At 42.2% G+C, this 19,342-nt stretch carries 13 protein-coding genes and 1 pseudogene; 6 read left to right on the top strand and 8 right to left on the bottom strand.

What is annotated here, in order from left to right; translation table 11 throughout:
• Positions 1 to 22: 22 nt before the first annotated feature.
• The gene (locus FTU05_RS05870; protein ID WP_180164571.1) at positions 23 to 1,201 is read left to right on the top strand and encodes an acyl-CoA dehydrogenase family protein; all 1,179 of its coding nucleotides are present in this window, start codon (positions 23 to 25) and stop codon (positions 1,199 to 1,201) included.
• A 68-nt stretch (positions 1,202 to 1,269) separates the two neighbouring features.
• Here FTU05_RS05870 and FTU05_RS05865 read toward each other — a convergent pair whose 3' ends face one another.
• The 4 genes from FTU05_RS05865 to msuE form a co-directional block, all read right to left on the bottom strand.
• Positions 1,270 to 1,884, bottom strand: coding sequence for a riboflavin synthase subunit alpha (locus tag FTU05_RS05865; RefSeq protein WP_180164569.1), 615 nt, complete (start codon positions 1,882 to 1,884; stop codon positions 1,270 to 1,272).
• A gap of 125 nt (positions 1,885 to 2,009) precedes the next feature.
• On the bottom strand, positions 2,010 to 3,428 hold the full coding sequence (locus FTU05_RS05860) for a deoxyribodipyrimidine photo-lyase (protein WP_180164567.1): 1,419 nt from the start codon (positions 3,426 to 3,428) through the stop codon (positions 2,010 to 2,012).
• A 495-nt stretch (positions 3,429 to 3,923) separates the two neighbouring features.
• Positions 3,924 to 5,030, bottom strand: a complete 1,107-nt coding sequence (gene sfnG, locus FTU05_RS05855; protein ID WP_180164565.1) for a dimethylsulfone monooxygenase SfnG — start codon at positions 5,028 to 5,030, stop codon at positions 3,924 to 3,926.
• Positions 5,031 to 5,069: 39 nt separating this feature from the next.
• Positions 5,070 to 5,801 (bottom strand): FMN reductase, encoded by a 732-nt coding sequence (msuE, locus tag FTU05_RS05850; RefSeq protein ID WP_180108844.1) that lies wholly within the window; start codon positions 5,799 to 5,801, stop codon positions 5,070 to 5,072.
• Positions 5,802 to 6,175: 374 nt separating this feature from the next.
• Here msuE and FTU05_RS05845 point away from each other — a divergent pair, with 374 nt between their 5' ends.
• Positions 6,176 to 6,826, top strand: coding sequence for a response regulator transcription factor (locus FTU05_RS05845; RefSeq protein ID WP_078190543.1), 651 nt, complete (start codon positions 6,176 to 6,178; stop codon positions 6,824 to 6,826).
• Between the two features lie 426 nt (positions 6,827 to 7,252).
• On the opposite strand, the gene FTU05_RS05840 is transcribed toward FTU05_RS05845, so the two are convergent.
• Positions 7,253 to 8,020: a hypothetical protein gene (locus tag FTU05_RS05840; RefSeq protein WP_180164563.1), complete on the bottom strand. Its 768-nt coding sequence runs from the start codon at positions 8,018 to 8,020 to the stop codon at positions 7,253 to 7,255.
• A gap of 429 nt (positions 8,021 to 8,449) precedes the next feature.
• A complete protein-coding gene (locus FTU05_RS05835; RefSeq protein ID WP_078190541.1) occupies positions 8,450 to 11,938 on the bottom strand; it encodes a PAS domain-containing hybrid sensor histidine kinase/response regulator in 3,489 nt (1,162 codons plus the stop codon).
• Positions 11,939 to 12,119: 181 nt separating this feature from the next.
• Here FTU05_RS05835 and FTU05_RS05830 point away from each other — a divergent pair, with 181 nt between their 5' ends.
• Together FTU05_RS05830 and FTU05_RS05825 are read left to right on the top strand one after the other, a co-directional pair.
• Positions 12,120 to 12,452, top strand: coding sequence for a DUF485 domain-containing protein (locus FTU05_RS05830; RefSeq protein ID WP_078190540.1), 333 nt, complete (start codon positions 12,120 to 12,122; stop codon positions 12,450 to 12,452).
• Between the two features lies 1 nt (position 12,453).
• Positions 12,454 to 14,169 carry a cation acetate symporter gene (locus tag FTU05_RS05825; RefSeq protein ID WP_180063017.1) on the top strand — a complete coding sequence of 572 codons (1,716 nt, stop codon included), beginning with the start codon at positions 12,454 to 12,456 and terminating at the stop codon, positions 14,167 to 14,169.
• Positions 14,170 to 14,258: 89 nt separating this feature from the next.
• Here FTU05_RS05825 and FTU05_RS05820 read toward each other — a convergent pair whose 3' ends face one another.
• The gene (locus tag FTU05_RS05820) at positions 14,259 to 14,633 is read right to left on the bottom strand and encodes a hypothetical protein (RefSeq protein ID WP_180063016.1); all 375 of its coding nucleotides are present in this window, start codon (positions 14,631 to 14,633) and stop codon (positions 14,259 to 14,261) included.
• A 252-nt stretch (positions 14,634 to 14,885) separates the two neighbouring features.
• Here FTU05_RS05820 and FTU05_RS05815 point away from each other — a divergent pair, with 252 nt between their 5' ends.
• A complete protein-coding gene (locus tag FTU05_RS05815) occupies positions 14,886 to 15,581 on the top strand; it encodes an ion channel (RefSeq protein WP_180008803.1) in 696 nt (231 codons plus the stop codon).
• Between the two features lie 58 nt (positions 15,582 to 15,639).
• On the opposite strand, the gene omp33-36 is transcribed toward FTU05_RS05815, so the two are convergent.
• Positions 15,640 to 16,536: a porin Omp33-36 gene (gene omp33-36, locus FTU05_RS05810; protein WP_180164561.1), complete on the bottom strand. Its 897-nt coding sequence runs from the start codon at positions 16,534 to 16,536 to the stop codon at positions 15,640 to 15,642.
• 1,095 nt (positions 16,537 to 17,631) lie between these two features.
• On the opposite strand from omp33-36, the pseudogene FTU05_RS05805 reads away from it, so the two are divergent.
• Positions 17,632 to 19,338: pseudogene (locus FTU05_RS05805) on the top strand (diguanylate cyclase).
• Positions 19,339 to 19,342: the final 4 nt, after the last annotated feature.

Genomic DNA, 19,342 nt, shown 5'->3' with positions numbered 1-19,342 from the left:
AACAGAATAATCAGACAGACATATGAATGCTTCAACTCCATTGACTCAAGATCCAATCGATATTGCCCAAAAACTGGCGGCAGAATTTGCCACGACGGCTGCTCAGCGTGATAAGCAGGGGGGGAATCCCAAAGCTGAACGTGATTTGATTCGTCAAAGTGGTTTACTTGCATTGTCCATTGGACAGCAATACGGTGGACAGGGGGCAGATTGGCAGACGATTTTTAAAACCATTCAAACCATTGCTCAAGTGGATAGCTCATTGGCGCATGTTTATGGTTTCCATCATTTATTAATTGCAACGGTACAGTTGTTCGCGCAGCCAGAGCAATATGGCCCGTGGTTTGAACAGACTGCACGTGAGCATTTATTTTGGGGCAACACCCTAAACCCTTTAGACCGCCGTACTACAGCGACGCAACTGTCTGAACATGAATATGTGTTTCATGGCGATAAAAGTTTTTGTTCGGGTTCCATGGATTCAGACATTTTGCTGTGTTCTGGCTTCAATGAAGATGGAAAATTATTGATCGGGGTGATTCCTACAGCACGTGAAGGCGTCAGTTTTCTCGGCGATTGGGACAATATGGGACAACGTCAAACCGACAGTGGAAGCAGCCATTTTGAACAAGTTAAAATTTCCAAAGATGAATTACTACTGAACCCAGGCCCATTAAGTACACCGTATTCGAGTTTACGCCCTTTGATTGCACAGTTGATCTTTGTACATATGTTCTTGGGGGTAGCCGAAGGGGCATTTGAAACAGCAAAAGAAACGGTACAAAGCCAAAAAGCATGGTCAAAATCTTTAGCTGAAAATGCAGTGAATGACCCATTTATTCAAAAGCATTTTGCTGAGTTTTATGTGCAATTAGAAAGTGTACGTTTATTGGCAGATAAAGCGGTTCAGCGTTTGCAATGGGCTTGGGAGATTGGTGAAGCTTTGACGGCGGAACAACGTGGAGAAGTCTCTATTGCGATTGCAACAGCCAAAATTGCAGCCACCAATAGCTCGCTGTACATTACGCAAAATATTTTCCAAGTGATGGGCGTACGTGCCACGACAGCCAAACTGAATTTAGATCGCTTCTGGCGCAATGTACGTACCCAAACCTTACACGATCCGATTGATTATAAATATCAGGAGGTCGGTGAATGGGTGCTCACAGCCAAAGTGCCAGATCCAAGTTTTTATTCTTAAACGTATATTGCACATTGCAAAAAAGCCTCCGTTTTGGAGGCTTTTTTGCAATGTGCTGTCAGTCGATTTTAACGCTGATGAATATTTTCTAAGGTATCAACTAAGGTTCGTGTCGTTTGATCAATTTCATAATTCACGGCATCACCGACTTGGACATTTTTCCATGTAGTGAGGCGCAGTGTTTCAGGAATAAGATCGATTGAAATTTCACTGCTGGCACGATCAACACGGTTCACAGTCAAACTGCAACCATTGAGCCCAATAAAACCTTTGAGAAAGAAATATTTAATATTGCCTGCCGGAATGTGAATATCGAGATGAAAGGTTTCCCCACGATGTTCTAAGTTTTTGATCGTGGCTGTGCCTTCGATATGACCATAAAGATTGTGACCACCATTTTCTGCGCCAACTATGGCTGAGCGTTCGACATTGACCTCATCACCGGCCTTGAGAGCTTTTAGCGTGGTGAGTTGATTGGTCAAATCTGAGACATCAAAATGTACTTGGTTGGCTGCCAAATCAATATGTGTAGCCGTTAAACACACGCCATTAATCGCTACACTTGCCCCGATAAAGACATCATGAAAAAAATTCTGATGATTTGAAATCACCAAGGTTGTGAAGCCATTGCCTTGACGAATGTCTAAGACTTTTTCTAAACCTTGCACGATGCCTGTATACATGTGAGCGTCTCTAAAATGATTTGCGTTTTCTGTATTGTAGGGACAAAACGACCGATCGGCTATGCCTTAGAGTGACCATTTCAGTACAGCGTTTTGATCCCTAGCAGTTCGATCTTGGCAATGGCCTACAATGCTCGGAAAGTTTCAATTGCAGCTAAGCGAGACTGCTTTAAATCAACGATCGGCTGAGGGTAGTTCAATTCCAGTTGAGGATTTTTGGCAAAGGGTTGGTGAATTTGTTTGGCATCCAAATCTGCCAGTTCAGGTAGCCATTGACGTAAATAATCCCCGTTCGGATCAAATTTCTGAGATTGGCTGATCGGGTTAAAAATTCGAAAATAAGGTACAGCATCTGTACCCGTCGAGGCGCACCATTGCCAACCGCCATTATTGGCCGCTAAGTCGCCATCGACAAGGTGCTGCATAAACCATTGCTCCCCCAACCGCCAATCGATCAGTAGATTCTTACTAAGGAACATGGCACAAATCATCCGCACCCGATTATGCATCCAACCCGTAGCCAGTAGTTGACGCATCCCTGCATCGACGATCGGAATGCCCGTCTGGCCGTATTGCCACGCAGCAAAGTCTTGTGGTGCATGGCGCCATTTTATTTTTAAGGTTTTGGTTTGAAACGGCTGGTGCTGAGAAACTTGCGGGTAGTCAAATAAAATGTGCTGGTAAAATTCACGCCAAAGCAGCTCATCGAGCCAAGTTTGTTGTCCTCTGTGGTCGATCTGGAAATAGCCGCCTTGTTCACGAAACAGGGCTTGCAGACATTGGCGAATAGACAAGATGCCCAAGTTTAAATACATGCCAATTCGACTGGTTCCATTGAGCGCAGGAAAGTCCCGATCATCAGCATAACGATGCAGATGTTGTTCAATAAATTCATCTAAGCACTGTATTGCGTGATCTTCTCCAATCGGCCAAAGCTCGATTTGAGCAGCTAACAGCCCTGCGGGATAAAAAGGACGTAAATCAAATTGATTTTGCCACAGCGGATGCGGTTCGAGAGCCGCTTGGGCTTCAATAGTGGGATAACAAGTAGGCAGACTGATGCTTAATTTTTCGTAGCAATTTTTCTTAAATGCACCGAAAACTTGATAAGGATGTCCAGATTGATTGCGAATACTGCCAACAGGAAACAGGGTGCGGTCATGGTACAGCTCAACAGAGATGTGCTGCTGTTCTAATAACTGTTGTACTTCGCGGTCTCGTTTAAGTTCATTCACACCATGTTCAATATGTGCATGAACAGTGTGTATATTGAGCTGAGTACATAGGGTTAATAGCTCAGTGGCGATGTCTGACCAATGGGGAATATGCTGAATAATCAGTGGAATATTTAGCTCAGCCAATTGCTGTCGCAAAAGTTCCAGTTGGGCAAGATAGCGATGGATTTTAATGGGGGCATCGTCATGCCTTGCCCATTGTTCAGGAGAAAGCGCAATAAAGGCAATCGTTGGACCAGACTGTGTCGCCTGCCACAGTGCGCTATGGTCATGTCGTCTTAAATCTTGTCGAAACCAAACCAGTTGCATATTTATTGCCTCGTTTTTGTTGGAAATAACACCAGAATTACGGGGGTATCTATTGGTAATGAAATTATCTAAAAAATAGATTTCTATAAAAAAACCATATAATATCTATGGTTTAACTTAACCGATTGCGCACAATCCTGTCAGCTTAAGCGTACAAGTAACGAAGTTTTTAGACGCTAGGCGCACTTTTAAATTTTACCTAAGATGAACTCATACAGGAACAGGACGTTCCGGAACATAAAACAATAACAAAGTGTTCACCATCAGGACTGTGAAGCAAGACAGGAGTCATGCTTAAGTATCCATATAGAAAAAGCCCGACAGGATGTCGGGCTTTTTCTTTGTCTACAGGTCAGCTCATTTTCTAGAATCAGAGCATGTCTTTAAATGGTACTCGAGATAAAAAATCCCCTAAGCCGAGCCTTAGGGGAGGAAAGTGAAGTGAGCCGGTTGTGATTATTATGCTGATTACATGAGCTGTGACTGCATCAACAATTATGCTGATTTAGCCTGCACAACTTGCTGCTGTTGAGCTTCCAGTTCACGAACCAGTGGCAACACTTTTTCGCCAAAGTATTCCACTTCTTCAATGAAGTGGAGAAAACCTGAGAGAACCAAATCGACGCCTACACTTTTGAGTTCCACAATGCGTTCTGCAATTTGTTGTGGCGTGCCAATCAGATTGGTTTTAAAGCCGTCGTTATATTGAACCAAATCTTCAAAAGTAGATTTTGCCCAGTTTCCTTCGCCTTCTTTGGTGGATGCACCTGCTTCACGAGTTGCATCGCCAAAAGCATTGACCGCTTCGGTATTGGCATTGTCGATAATAGTTTGAAGCACCGCTTGGGCTTCTTCCTCCGTATCTCGGGCAATGATGAAGGCATTCACCCCGATTTTGACCTGATGGTTGTTGGCTTTGGCTTTTTCACGAATATCATCGATCTGCTTTTTCAACTCAGCAGGGGTATTGCCGTTGGTGAAGTACCAATCGGAAACACGGGATGCCATGTCACGTGCTGCACGTGAACTGCCGCCTTGGAAGATTTCAATATGCGGTTTTTGCACAGGTTTTGGAGATAGGGTATAGTCTTTAAATTGATAGTATTTACCATCAAAACTAAAGTTATCCTGCGTCCATACGCCTTTTAGGCTACGAATGAATTCTTCAGAGCGCGCATAGCGTTGATCATGCTCGGGCCATTCTTCACCAATCGCATCAAACTCTCCACGGAACCAACCACTCACGACATTAATCGCAATACGGCCATTGGTAAGATGATCGATGGTCGCCAATTGTTTCGCAGCCAGAGCTGGTTTCCAAGGGCCGGGTAAAATCGCTGCAATGACTTTGAGCTTTTCGGTTTTGGCCAAAATACCATGACTGAAACTAACCGATTCATGTTGATTTTCCGCGTTATAGCCTGCGGTAAAACGAATTTGAGTCAGCGCATAATCAAAGCCACTTTTTTCTGCAGCTTGTGCCAAACGCACGTTATAGTCATAGCTCCAATCGGTACGCTGTTCAATATTACTGACCACCAAACCACCACTGACGTTTGGTACCCAATACGCAAATGTAATGTTTTTTTCTTGTACTGACATTTTGCAAACCCTCGGGATCGAATTGTTATGCTGTGGTGTTTAGGCCACTTGCGTTTTTGGCTTTTTACTATGCAGTCGAGCTTCAGCAGCATCCAAACTTGGAACGGCTGCAGAAGGAAGGACTTCTTCTTGCTCGATTTGCTTATTAATGCCCAAGTTTTGGTTGGCTTGTTGAGACTTGGCTTTCACCACTTCAGCACGCTGACCTTTGGCTGGAGCCCATTCCAAAATCGGCAGCGCACGTGCTACAGCTAAAGTAATGCGGTCACGCAGTAATTCACTATGAATGATGTATTCAGGGGTGAAATCACGATCTGTTGCATAGACACCGATCGGTAATGTTTGCGCTTGGAAGAAACTGAACAATGGACGCAGTTGATGTTCAAGCACTAAGGCATGGCGTTCAGAACCACCCGAAGCTGCAAGCAAGATAGGTACATCGACCAATGCAGTTTGTTCGACAAAGTCAAAGAAGTGTTTAAATAGACCTGTAAATGAAGCACGGTAAACTGGCGTTCCAACAATCAGTGCATCAGCAGCTTCAACGGCAGCAAGGTCATCTTGTACACGTTGTGGCAATTGGTTACGGTAAATCGCGCCACCTAATAAATTGCCAATTTCACTAAACTTAATAAAATGCACATTGATTGGAGTCGCATCACCGAGCTCATCAACAATGGCTTGTACCAAAGCTTCAGTTTTAGATGGATTGTTTAGACCACCTGACACAGCAACAATATTCAGGGGTTTTTGTAGATTAACTTGAGACATTTTTTAAACCTAAAAGTGTGGTTTCTCGGAATGCCTTTTATTAATCCCGATGGGTGGATCACTGTAAAATAACGAAAATCAGAAAAGTTATCTGATTTTTAGATATGTTGGAAAAACCTCAAGATTCGTGAAATTTCAAATTTTAAACTGTTGATATTTCAACATATAATGCTTAGATATAAGCATTTTTACTGTGTTGATAAAATTTATATGAAAATATGATTAGATTTAAAGATTTATAGAAAATGTGAAAAAAGACGCATTTTAGGTGAAAATCTACATTTTAAATGCAAAAAAATAAGTTCTTGCATATCCTTCACATAGCATGTGTGGTTAGAATAGGGTCATTGTGCACAAGATCTCTCACGTTGCTTATGAATATTTTAATCGTTGATGATCACCCGCTGTTTCGTCATGCTTTAATTCAGGCGGTTCGTTATAGTTTGCCTCAGGCGCAAATTCATGAGACTGCAGCAGTCAATGAATGCTATGAACGTCTTGAAAATGGCCCTGAGCCTGATCTTGTGTTATTGGATTTAAACTTGCCAGGTGCTTCAGGCTTTTCTGCCTTGGTGCATATTCGCGCACAATATCCATCGATTCCAATCATTGTGGTCTCTGCGCATGAAGAAGCGTCGATTATCCAACGTGCGATTGCACATGGTGCGATGGGTTATATTCCAAAATCTGCGCATCCAAGCCACATTGGTGAAGCGATTCGTCAAGTCTTAGAAGGCGAGATTTGGTTACCACCAAATTTACCTGCCAACATGAACTTTGACCCACGTGCTGCAGATGAAACAGCATTGGCAGAACGTATTCAGTCTTTAACACCGCAACAATTCCGTGTGTTAATGATGGTGGCGGAAGGTTTGTTGAATAAGCAAATTGCCTATGAGTTAGATGTATCTGAAGCAACTATTAAAGCGCATGTAACGGCGATTTTCCGTAAGTTAGGCGTACAAAACCGAACTCAAGCTGTATTGGCAATTAATGCATTGAATATTGAAGAAAAGAAAATCTAAGGATTTTTTCCAAAAAAAAGACCTCCATCGTGGAGGTCTTTTTTTATGCTGTTTAAGCGATAGAACAATGCGAATTAAACCAATAACTGATATTACGCACCTAAAAGTAATTTCGCATTTTTAAAATGATTTTTAAGTCAGTTCGACGGAGTCTTACATCTAGGGATTAAATAAAGGGATCAGCCTTCGGCTGGAGGTACTTTTGTTTCGGCAAAAGTACCCAAAACCATTGTCATCCGCAAAACTCGTTCACTTGCGCCAAATTATTCAAAGTATCGCAAAAACATTTGTGATTAGAAGTCGTCCTGTCTCAAACACTTGCGGATGACGTTACCGCGTATCGTTCTTTTATTTGAATCAAATTGTGCTTCTGATGTTACTGCGTAACATCAGTTAATACCTTATATAAACAACTTCAACAATAACTTAAGCAATATAGTCTTGTTTAGGCGTTAGATCCGTACAATACAAAGGGTTGAGCGCACATTGCAGTTCATCAATTTGTTCATCGGACACATAGCCGCGCGCTTTGAGATAATCCGCGACACGGTCATCACGTAAACTCAGGAAAGCCGCATCATAAACACCCAAATCCACAAATAGAGCTGCGGTTTCTAAGCTGTTAAAACGGTCCAGATAAACATCATTGTCATACATCAGGAAGATATGGTCTTGCTTGGAGTTGGCATCAACATTTAAACGTTGTGCCAATTCAAATGGCGCTGTTTTAATAAATAGTAAATCAGATAATTCATCAAACTGTGTTTTATCCAACTGGTTTTTGTCGGTTTTGACTTTACCGAGCCAAGCTTTAAATACTAAGACCGCACCACCACGCAGTAGCATGCTCCAAATCTGATGACGGGTGTCCAAACCTAAGCAATTGGATTCTGCTTCTAAATTTTGCAGCAGTAGGTCTTCTTGCTCTGCCAGTCGATCGAATAAGCCAAGACCTTGGGGTTTGTAGGCATTCGGTGCAAAGACATCAAAATTCAGTTCGTCAAATACTTGTAAAGCGAGAGGAACGGCACTGCGATAGAGCGTTTCCAGCGCTTCGACTTGCACATCACTTAATTTGCTGAACTTAAATAGCTGACGCCAATCGATCTCTGGCAAAATGGTATTGGCACCATACTGACGATGAAACTGTAGATTTTGATCAAAACCATGCGGTATTGTTTCTGAAATATTCACAAGATCACTCCTAATATGCGGGGGAGATCAGCTTCTCAAGTGTTGAGTTATGACGCTTCTTGAATTGGCTTGAAACTGATCAACTTCTTATGAATATTTTTAAAACGAACGGCCGCAGCTAAATATACGACTAAAGTTTTAGTTTTTATTTTTGGTTATAAAAATATGATTTAAATCAAATAGATTTTTAATTGTAACTAAGTGTACAAGTGTTCACTCACGCATTCGATATCTTTTGCCATAGGCAATCTTAATTTGATATTTATGGCTAATAAATAGACGAAATATCGGGGCTATTTTGAATGGTCTTGCCGTTGAGACAAATTTTTTTGCCAGTTAGGTAAGTTTAAGTAAAAGCAAGGTAAACAAAAGCCCATTTCATGTGAATGAAATGGGCTATTTTTTACAGAGCGATGTACTGTAACAACGCTACTGATTTGAAATTTTTAAACCAGATAACCATGAACGCAGTGAAGCCGGTTTCAACGGTTTTTTCAGTAAGACGATGTTTAACTCTTTTAGACGTTGCGGTAATTCAGGATCAGAATCTGCGGTAATCAGCGCCACAGGGACATTTTCCTGACGGTTATCTAAAATAAAGTCGAGACCGATCTTGTTGTTATTCAAGTGTTGGTCAACCAACCAAACTTGAATATTTTCTTGTTGAATCAACTCCATGGCCTGTTCAGGTTCAGTGGCTTTAAAGACTTGATAGCCCCATTTGGTCAGTAAGGTCGACATCCCTTCCAAAATGGTTTCATCATTGTCTAAGCACAGAATCTTATAGGCTTTGGTCTTCAGCGGAACCGCTTGAGTCGGTGCAGCGACCACTTTTGGCGCAGCGACCACAGGCACTTCAATCATAAAACACGAACCATGACCAAGTTCTGAGAACACATGCACTGGGTAGTCGAGTAGGCTGGTCATGCGTTGCACGATGGCTAAACCTAAGCCCAGACCCTGTTCGCCCCAAGGAGAGGTATGTCCACAGCGTTCGAACTCTTGGAACAACTTAATGCGCTGTTCTTCCGCGATCCCTGGACCTGTATCCCAAACGCCAATACGAATATGTCCTGGACGTGCTGAACGTAGCACACCCACCACAACACGACCACGCGCCGTATAGCGTAGGGCATTGCTGACGAAGTTTTGAATAATACGACGAATCCACTGTGGGTCGGTGTCAATCCAGAACTGAGCATCGTGTACGGTCAGTTTGATATTACGCTGTGCCGCAATCGATTTAAATTGCAGTTCAAGATCGCTGAGTAAGTCATGCAGCGGATAAGGCTGACGTTTTGGTTGAATGGTTCCACCTTCGAGTCGTGCGATATCCAAGAGGGCAGAGAGCATACTTTCCGCACCATGCAGCGCACGATCTAGTTGCTGAAGCGTTTTACGATCATCGTCATTTTGTACGCTTTGCTCGAGGGCGGTACTAAACAGGCGAGCAGCATGCATCGGTTGCAATAAGTCATGGCTTGCAGCAGCAATGAAGCGGCTTTTCGACATATTGGCTTTATCGGCTTGCTCACGTGCCAATTGTTGTTCGGACAGGGCATCTGCCAACTGTTGGGTACGGTCTTGTACACGCCCTTCAAGCAAGGCTTCATTTTCACGGAATGCGGTAATATCGGCAAAGGTCGTGACGAAACCACCGCCTTCGATCGGGTTCCCGCGCATCTGAATTACACGACCATCTTTACGAATTCGTTCAAATTCGTGTGCGCTGCCGACTTGCATCCAATGCATACGTTTACGCACATGTTCTTCGACTGAACCAGGACCACATTCGCCGCGTTCAGCGTTATAACGAATCAAGTCTGAAATTGGGCAACCGACATAGACAATGTCTTTTGGATAATCAAACAGTTTGAGGTATTGATTATTCCATGCCACCAAACACATATTTTCATCAACCACGGACACACCTTGAGTCATATGGTCGATCATGGTCATGATCAGGTTTTGGTTAAAGCGCTGCCACTGTGAGGCTTGGTCAAGAATATTTGCGACCTGACCGAGTGCTAAACCATTATTGACCATGGCTGTGGTGAGTAGGGTACGGGCAGATGCCGCACCGATGGTGCCGGCAAGATACTGTTCGGTAAAACGCCACCACATGCCGTTGGCGCTGCTATTTTCATTCAAAACGACATTGTTTTGTGCGCAGAACTGGTTGAAGGCGCGCATAGTTGGACCTTCACCGGTAATGCGTTTTGCCAAAGTAATCAGATCACCTACTTTTAAGCGTGCCACATCATGGTGAATATAGCTGATGTCGTTTGATGTACTTTGAGCCGGGAGGGGCTTGGTTTCATAATAAAAGAAACTTTCGGCCTGAATTTGCTCGGCAACACTTGGACGGAAGACGCGGGAAATCCAAATATAGAGGGTGATATTTAAACCGAGTGCCCAAACTACGCCATGGGTAAGTGGATCGAAAGATTCAAACCCTAACAGTGCTTCAGGACGTAACCAACTCAAGCCTAGCGGACCCTGACTTAAAAGATTTTCGGTAAATGTTTTAAATTGTTCAGGCAGGCTACGCAATACGGTTGGTAATAACAGGGTATAAGCCCACATGCCAAAGCCGACCAACAGACCTGCATATACGCCTTGCTTACTTCCGCCGCGCCAATATAAACCACCAATTAACGCCGGTGCAAACTGTGCCACAGCACTGAAGGCCAATAGGCCAAATACCGATAATTGGTCAATGTCATTGAAGAAATGGAAGAACAAGAAGCCCAATAACATGACCGCTAAAATACATACACGACGTGTGAATTTCAGTACGAGTGGTAGGCGTTTGTCATGACGTGACAATAAGCGTGTACGCCACAGTGCAGGCATGATCAAGTCATTACTGAGCATAATCGACAAGGCCACTGACGACACCAACAGCATACCTGTCGAAGCTGAAAAACCACCGAGAAATGCAAGTAAGGTCAACCAGTCTTGGTTATAACTCAAAGGCAGTGAGAGCACAGCAACATCGGGGATTGCCAAGTAGGCAGGTGCTGCATGCAGCGCCCAACTGGCAATCGGGATGATCGCGATAATAGTTAAAATCAGATAAATGGCAAACCAACGACGAGCACCACGGATATGCTTTTCATCTCGCAGTTCAACCACCGCGACATGGAACTGACGTGGTAGACAAATAATCGCTAATGCAGCCAATAAAGTTTGAATCCAAAAGCTTTCTGGCACACCTTTGAGCTGAACATCTTTAAAGGTGGTGTTGATGTCATGGCTGATTTGAGCCATGTTTTCAGGTGATTCAAAAACAAAGAAAAATGCGACTGCAAGTAGTGCAAACAGCTTGACGAAAGACTCAAATGCCACAGCCAACATTAAGCCGCCGTGCTGTTCAGTATTGGCAATCTGTCGTGTCCCAAACATCATCGCCAAAATCGCCAATACACCAGTCAAAAACAGCACACTATTGGTGGTGCCGGTCAGACCAGCGGTCGGTTCTAAAATGACCGTTGCACTTAGGGCAATTGCACGTAGTTGCAAGGCTAAATAGGGAATAATGGCAATCACGGCAAGGATCGTGACTAATGACGCTAAGGGGCCACTTTTACCATATCGTGCTGCTACAAAGTCGGCAATCGATGAAATGGCATGATGCTGACGGACACGGCCTAAACGTCGCCAAATATCATAGCCGAGCGCAACAAATAGCAGCGGTCCTAGATAGATCGGCAGGAAAATAATGCCCTCACGAACCGCGGCACCTGTTGCGCCATAAAACGTCCAAGATGAACAGTAAACCCCTAAAGTTAGACTAAAGAGAAGCATTCTGCCGCGAGTACTGAGCCTGCTGGCATGCTTTTCACCAAAGAATGCACATACAAAGAGTAATGCGATGTAAAGGGCCAATACCCCGACGATAAGCCAACTATTCATAGAGCCTGCAGCATATTAATTCTCGCTTAATGATAACGCATCCATAGGCTTAGGGAGGTTATTGCTCAAAATTTAACGACCAAAGTCTAAATTACAAGAGATAAGGAACATTGGTAAGTTTAGCTTCGAAATAATTCGAATTAGAAAATTGCGCGCCAAGGTTCGGCGTAAGGAGAACATTATGGATGAGAGACAGGTAGAACAAATTCTACAGAATCCAAAATTTAAGGAAATGGTTAGCCGTAAAAGTAAGTTGAGCTGGACTTTGACGATCATCATGTTGGTGGTCTATGTCGGCTTCATGCTACTTGTGGGCTATAACAAAGAGTTCTTGATGCAATCCGTGAGTGGTGGTGTAACCACGATTGGTATGCCATTAGGTTTGAGCATTATTGTATTGTCATTCCTGCTCTGTGGTGTGTATTCGTACATTGCAAATAATAAATTAGATGCATTAAACGAAGAAGCAATGCGTGAAGTAGAAGCAATTACTCAAGAAAAAGGACTTCACTAAGATGAAATGGAATTCATTGAAAGCAACAGCACTGGCGGCTCCCGCTCTGCTCATGTCAAGCATGGCAATGGCAGGACCAGATTTAGGTGAAGCACAACAACAAGCAACCAACTGGCATGCGATTATCATGTTCGCAATCTTTGTTGGTTTGACTTTGTTTATTACCAAATGGGCAGCGAAGCAAACCACGAACACTGCAGACTTCTACACTGCCGGTGGTGGTATTTCGGGTTTCCAAAATGGTTTAGCGATTGCCGGTGACTACATGTCAGCAGCATCGTTCCTCGGTATTTCCGCAATGGTATTCAGTTCAGGCTTTGACGGCTTGCTGTATTCATTGGGCTTTATGGTGGGTTGGCCAATCGTACTGTTCTTGGTGGCTGAACGTCTGCGTAACTTAGGTAAGTTTAACTTATCTGACGTGGTGTCATTCCGTCTGGCTGAGAAACCTGTACGTACACTTGCAGCAGTCAGCTCGCTTGTGGTTGTCGCGTTCTACTTGATTGCACAGATGGTGGGTGCAGGTCAGTTGATCAAACTACTATTCGGTCTAAACTACAACATTGCGGTTGTGATCGTTGGTCTACTGATGATGGCGTATGTAATCTTCGGTGGTATGTTGGCAACAACTTGGGTACAGATCATTAAAGCAGTGATGCTACTTTCTGGCGCAACTTTCATGGCATTCATGGTCATGAAAGGCGTGGGCTTCAGCTTCTCTGAAATGTTCTCTCAATCGATCCAAGTTTTCTCGAAGGTGCATGATGTATCTTTAACTGAAGCTGCAAACATTATGGGGCCTGGTAAATTGGCTGCAAACCCAATTGATGCGATCTCTCTCGGTCTTGCATTAATGTTCGGTACAGCAGGTCTGCCACACATTTTAATGCGTTTCTTCACAGTAAAAGATGCGAAAGAAGCGCGTAAATCAGTAGTTGTGGCAACAGGTTTCATTGGTTATTTCTACCTTTTAACTTTCATCATTGGTTTTGGTGCGATCCTTTATGTTTCAAACAACCCACAATTCCTTGATGTAGCGAAAATGGCGGTAACTGGCAAGCTAGAGCTTGTTGGTGGTAACAACATGGCTGCGGTGCATTTATCTGATGCATTGGGCGGTGACTTGTTCATGGGCTTCATTTCAGCGGTAGCATTCGCAACGATTCTTGCAGTAGTTGCAGGTCTAACATTGTCAGGTGCATCGGCAATCTCTCACGACTTGTATGCAAACGTATTCAAGAAAGGTCAAACAACGCCAGAATCTGAACTTCGTATGTCTAAAATCGCGACTTTAGGTCTTGCGATCTTCGCGATGATTTTAGGTATTTTGTTCGAGAAACAAAACGTTGCATTCATGGTTGGTTTGGCATTCTCTGTAGCAGCGTGTGCAAACTTCCCTGTGCTTGTATTGTCGATGTTCTGGAAAGGTTTAACGACGCGTGGTGCGGTGATTGGTGGTGTGGTTGGTCTAGCAACTGCGGTGATTCTCATTGTATTGTCTAAAGCAGTTTGGGTAGATACATTTGCAATCTCTGAAACACCAGTTAACCCATTCAATGGTCCTGCAATCTTTGCAATGCCATTGGCATTCATCTGCTGCTGGTTGTTCTCTGTAACTGATAATTCAGCACAAGCACAAGCTGAGCGTAAAGCATTCGATGCACAGTATGTACGTTCACAAACTGGTATTGGTATCTCAGGTGCTTCAGATCACTAATCTGAATCGCCTAAAAAGCCCCTAACAAGGGGCTTTTTTTATATCTAAGTAAATTATATGGAGCAGTGGATCATGGACAAATCTCTGTCCTATTTGCGTGTATAACTTTCTCCATTGACCGACATTTTCCAATGGCCTTGATCATCTTGATAAGGCGAGCGCTGAATGGTGAATTGTTGAGAGAAATTATCCTGACCGATGCTAAAGCTCTGATCACCAAAACTGCTCAAATGGGCTTTTATTCGCGACTGTTCAGCACCACTGAAGGTTTGGTTGGCAATACTTTTTTCAGTATGTTCTTGATGGTAATACGTCACTTCGCCCGACGATTTGATCACTAATTCACTGTGGTTGTTTTGCCAAGTCCCCACATAATTTTCATGGCCTTTGAGGAGCGGACTGTTTTGTGTACAAGCAGAGAGCATGAGCAGACAGAGGGGTGCAAATACGAGATGTTTTTTCATAATGAAATCTACCACGTAGGAGATTCCTTTGAATATGTGCCTGAAAACTGAAACTTACAGTAGGTTTTTTGAACCTCTTTGGTAATAAGAAACCCAGCTAGAACAGTGCTCATATGGATGCTTTTTCAGATTAAGATCAACAAATTTTTGCAATAAAAAAAACTCACTTCGTGCTAATTTAAAATCAATCAGTTGATGATGCTTCAGATCAATCATTTCAGCGCATGAAAAAAAATATAGAGATTGAAAATAATGCAAGGTTTTGTAGATTTTTGGAAAAGCTTTAGACTTTTACCCTCAGCATGGCTGTTACTGGTGCAGTTTCTGATCTTGGTTTTAACCGCGATTACCCGAGAAAGTCTGTCTTTTCGTGCGCTAATTTGGGTACTTGGGGTGTCGGTACTATTGATCATTGCCAAAGTGATTCGCCAAACTCCAATGTTTACGATTTTAGGACTGAGTTTTGTTGGCTGCGCCGTATTGTTTTCTACTTTGATTATGCTCGGTGTAAATCATCCGAATATTCAAATTATTGCGCATGGTTTTGAAGCCTGTGCGTATTTTAGTGCAGCCTATGGCTTATTACGCTATATGTTTGCCGATCGTTATTTAACCAAAGATGAACTTTTTGCAGCAGGGGCAGTATTTACCCTCATCGCATGGGGTTTTGCTTTTCTCTATAGTATTTGTCAGTTGATTTATCCGGATAGTTTTGTAAATCCTGCAGAGCCGGGCATGCAGTCGTGGTTAGATTTATTATTTTTAAGTTTTAGTTTGCAGTCTGCCACGGGCTTGTCGGATCTCATGCCTGTGAGTGCGCCTGCACGGGTCTTGGCTATGCTTCAAATGTTCTGTGGGGTGATGTATTTGGCTCTCATCGTTTCACGCTTAATTGCATTGCAATATATTGCCCATTTACCGGAACGCCATGAGCCCAAAGACAAATAATGGCAGGAAAAAAAAGAACGCAAATGCGTCCTTTTTGGTATTCAGTATCTAATATGAATTAGAAACGGAATTTAGCATTTACGCCAACAGTTTGAGTGTCGCCGATAAAGCTTGTTTCAGTCGCTTTAGCTGCTTCATAGTTAGCATTTACATAGCTAGCACCAACTGCAACAGCAGGAGTGATAAAGTAGTTTACGTTCGCGCCCCAAGCTGAGTCTGGAGTACCAGCAAAGCTAGATTCAGCGTAAGAAGCACCAACGCTTAATTTAGGAGTTACGAAAAGATCAGTTTTGAATTGGTAAGCAGTGTCATCACCGTAGATGATGCCTGATTCGAAACCAATTGCCATGTTAGTGTCGTCGATTGCGCCAACATATTTAGCACGTGCAGTGATTGCGTCTTGGTCTTGGCCAATAGTTGTAACTTCAGCAACAGCTTTAGCAACACCGTTACCCATAACGTTGAACGCGTCAACAGCAGCTTGGTCAGCAACGCTAGTGTAACCAACAGCAACTAAGAAGTTTTGAGTTGGAAGCGCACCAACTTCTAATGCATAACGGTCGCCGTTGTCATCAGTGTTGTTTGCATTTTTGCTGTCAAGGATAGTGTGGCTGTAAGACGCGCTTGCATATACAGGAACAACTTTAGTTGGAACATAAGCTTCAGCTTTAGCACCAAAGTTATGAGCAATTACGTCAACACCTTGTGAACCAACTTCGCCGTAGTTGTAAGCAACAGCTACGTTAGAAGCTTGGTTTAAGAATGCAGCTTCTGCTAAAGGGCCTTTTGTAGAGTCAACATTTTTGAAGTAGTAAGTACCTTGAACACCACCAATGAAATCTTTGTCATTTGTAGTTGTGTCGATGTATTCTGCTTGGCCTTGAACTTCAAATTGGTAAGCTTGAGCACCGGTCATGGCTAATAATAAAGCAGTGGCTAAACCGAGTTTTTTCATGATTTTCTACCAGTTGTTACAAATGGATTAAACATTGAGCATTGTATTGTAACAATATATTAAGTCAATGATCCTAAAGGTTATTATTCAGTCTCTGACTCAGATCTTTATTTCATAATAGGAAATTCAGTTTTTACTCTAACTAATAAGTCACTGAAAAAAAATCATTGAGAACAATCAAATAAGTTTGACTAAAGTCGTAATCGAAAAAATAGGCTTGAAAAATTAAACAACTTTTCAATCTGAAATAACAATTATTATTGTTATTTTAATTCAAAATAACATTTATTGTAGTGGGTAAATTCTAACGCTTTTCACGCATTTGAGGTAATAAATCGGGACTTTGACTGCTGAATTGTTGGGCTAAAACTGTTTATTTGCATAGTAAATGGACGTTTTTGTTTTAAATCTGAGGTCTACTTCACTTAAATGAATATCTTAGTGATAAATTTACTATCCTTGTGAAATACTTGGCTTTACATCAGGTTTTATTTGATTCATAATTTGCCAATCGAGTCGTCACACGGTTTAAAAGTGTGACTTTGACCCTGATTCTCCATCATTGTTTTTTATTCGCCCAGCTTTCCCCAAGGTTGGGCTTTTTTTTATTCAAAAATGCAACTTTATATTAAAGATAAAATATAGAGCAAATATCTTGTAGAAATAAATGCACTTTTATGGTGCGTCAATAATTCTATTTATCTTTCAATTAAAATGATATAGACAAAAAAAATCCTGATTTTCAAGGAAAATCAGGATTTTTTAGCCAAAATTTTCGGGAAACTAAAATATTCTGCTGAGGAAGAAATCTAGTGTGCCCTAATACGGTGCATTCTGCACCAATTTATTGCAATTGTAAATATTTATTTAAACAAGTTAATAAAAATATTTCGTTTAGAAATATGCTGCTGTTTTTTAGCAAATTATCTCGTTCTAAAGTGATAAAAATGTGACAGATTAAGCACATTTATATAGAATTTAGAGCTATAAATGTTCACTTTACAAATTAATAAATTATTGGTCATTAATTTAAATATTCCCGCGTTTAGTTGAGAAGTGGGTTGGGGTATGCAACAAGTGTGGGGCATAAAATAGATGGAAACATTACGAACAGAGCATATTAGTAAGCGCTTGCAACTTGCGATGCTAGTAATCGTCTTGTCTATCGTATTTATCAGTGTTCCATTGATTTTGAGCAGCAATCAACATTACCTCAAAAGTGCCGAAGCGCTGAAAGAAATTCAGATGCTGAAAATGGTGGCAGATTTAACCAACCAAATTTCCCGTGAACGTGCGCCAGCCAATAGCGCAATGTCGAGTCAAGGTGAGCAGCGCGAGCAAAAAATTATTGAGTTGGCTGAATATCGTCAAGGCGTTGATCAGCAATATCAAGACACACTGAAAGTTTTAAAAGAAACGGGCTTTGCACCGATTGCCCAGCAGTTAGAGTCCAATTTATATCCATATTTGTTGCAGGGTCGCAAAACGGTCGATCAATATATTGCGCTGCCGACACAACAACGTGAAGCTAAAAAATTGGATCATGCCATTTTGGCGATGTTCCAAGCTTGGGATCAAAGCTATATTGCCATGCAGAAATTGGTCAATCATTCTCATGGTAAAGATACTCGTGTATCGAATTATTACACGCTGATTTTATTACTGGCAGAATTACGTGATCAGGCGGGAAGAGTCGCATCAAATATTATGGCTGCGGTATCATTTCAATAGGAAATTCCAGAGCAAAATTTAGCGCGGAGTTTACAAACCCAGCGTCAAACACGCTATCTATGGGAATTGATCAATGTCGTGCAGTCCGAACATGACAAAACACCCGAGTTTAAACAGTTACATCATGCGGTACGAACGGAATTTTTAGATAAAGGTTTGCCAATTATTGATGGTTTGGCTCAAAAAAGTCTTCAACATCAGCGTTATCACATGGATGGCCCCCAGCTCACTGATGCAATGGTCAATAAATTTGTCACAGTGGTGGAATTGCAAAGTTATATTTTAGATTACAGTCTCAAAGTAGCTGCGGATGAACAACGTGAAGCGCGAAATAAATTGATTTTCACGCTTTTTGTCTCGCTCGTGTCATTACTGACTGCATTATTAACGATGTTCTATGCCAAGAAATGGGTGTTTGAACCTTTAATTCGTGCTCGTAATCAGTTATTTAAACTGGCAGGGCACCGACAAATGGATCAAGGTGTGATTGAACCTGCCAAAGTAGGTTATCTCAGTTTATTTGATGCCATTCAGCATATTGAAAACATGTTGGAACAGCGTGATGCCTTTGAATTTCAGCTTAAACATATTGCCAATACTGACTCACTCACCAATGTCGCCAATCGTTTTGCCTTAGATGAATATATTAAATTTCGCGACAGCCAAAATTCAGGCTTTTTACATACAGCACTGATCGTGATTGATATTGATCACTTTAAACAGGTGAATGACCGCTATGGGCATATTGTCGGCGATTTGGTGATTCAACATGTTGCCAATCAATTACGAAAACATATTCGTTCATCCGACTTGGTGGTGCGATATGGAGGAGATGAGTTTTTAGTCCTGATCGAGGGGATTAATATGCTCAAAGCCCAACACATTGCCGAAACTATACGGCACGATATTCAGAATGTGAATTTTAATTTGGCAGAGGACGAAGCCGATCTCATTGTGACGGTGAGTATTGGAGTGGCAGTGGGGGCCGAAAACTGGATCGATTTATTAGAGCGAGCAGACCAAGCATTGTTTAAAGCCAAAGCTGCGGGGCGTGATCGTGTTTCAGTCTAAATGC

The organism is Acinetobacter sp. YH12049 (assembly GCF_013419875.1).
GTDB lineage: Bacteria > Pseudomonadota > Gammaproteobacteria > Pseudomonadales > Moraxellaceae > Acinetobacter > Acinetobacter amyesii.
Note: the sequence above shows the minus strand (reverse complement) of the source record. Positions and strands in the feature narration are given on the sequence as shown.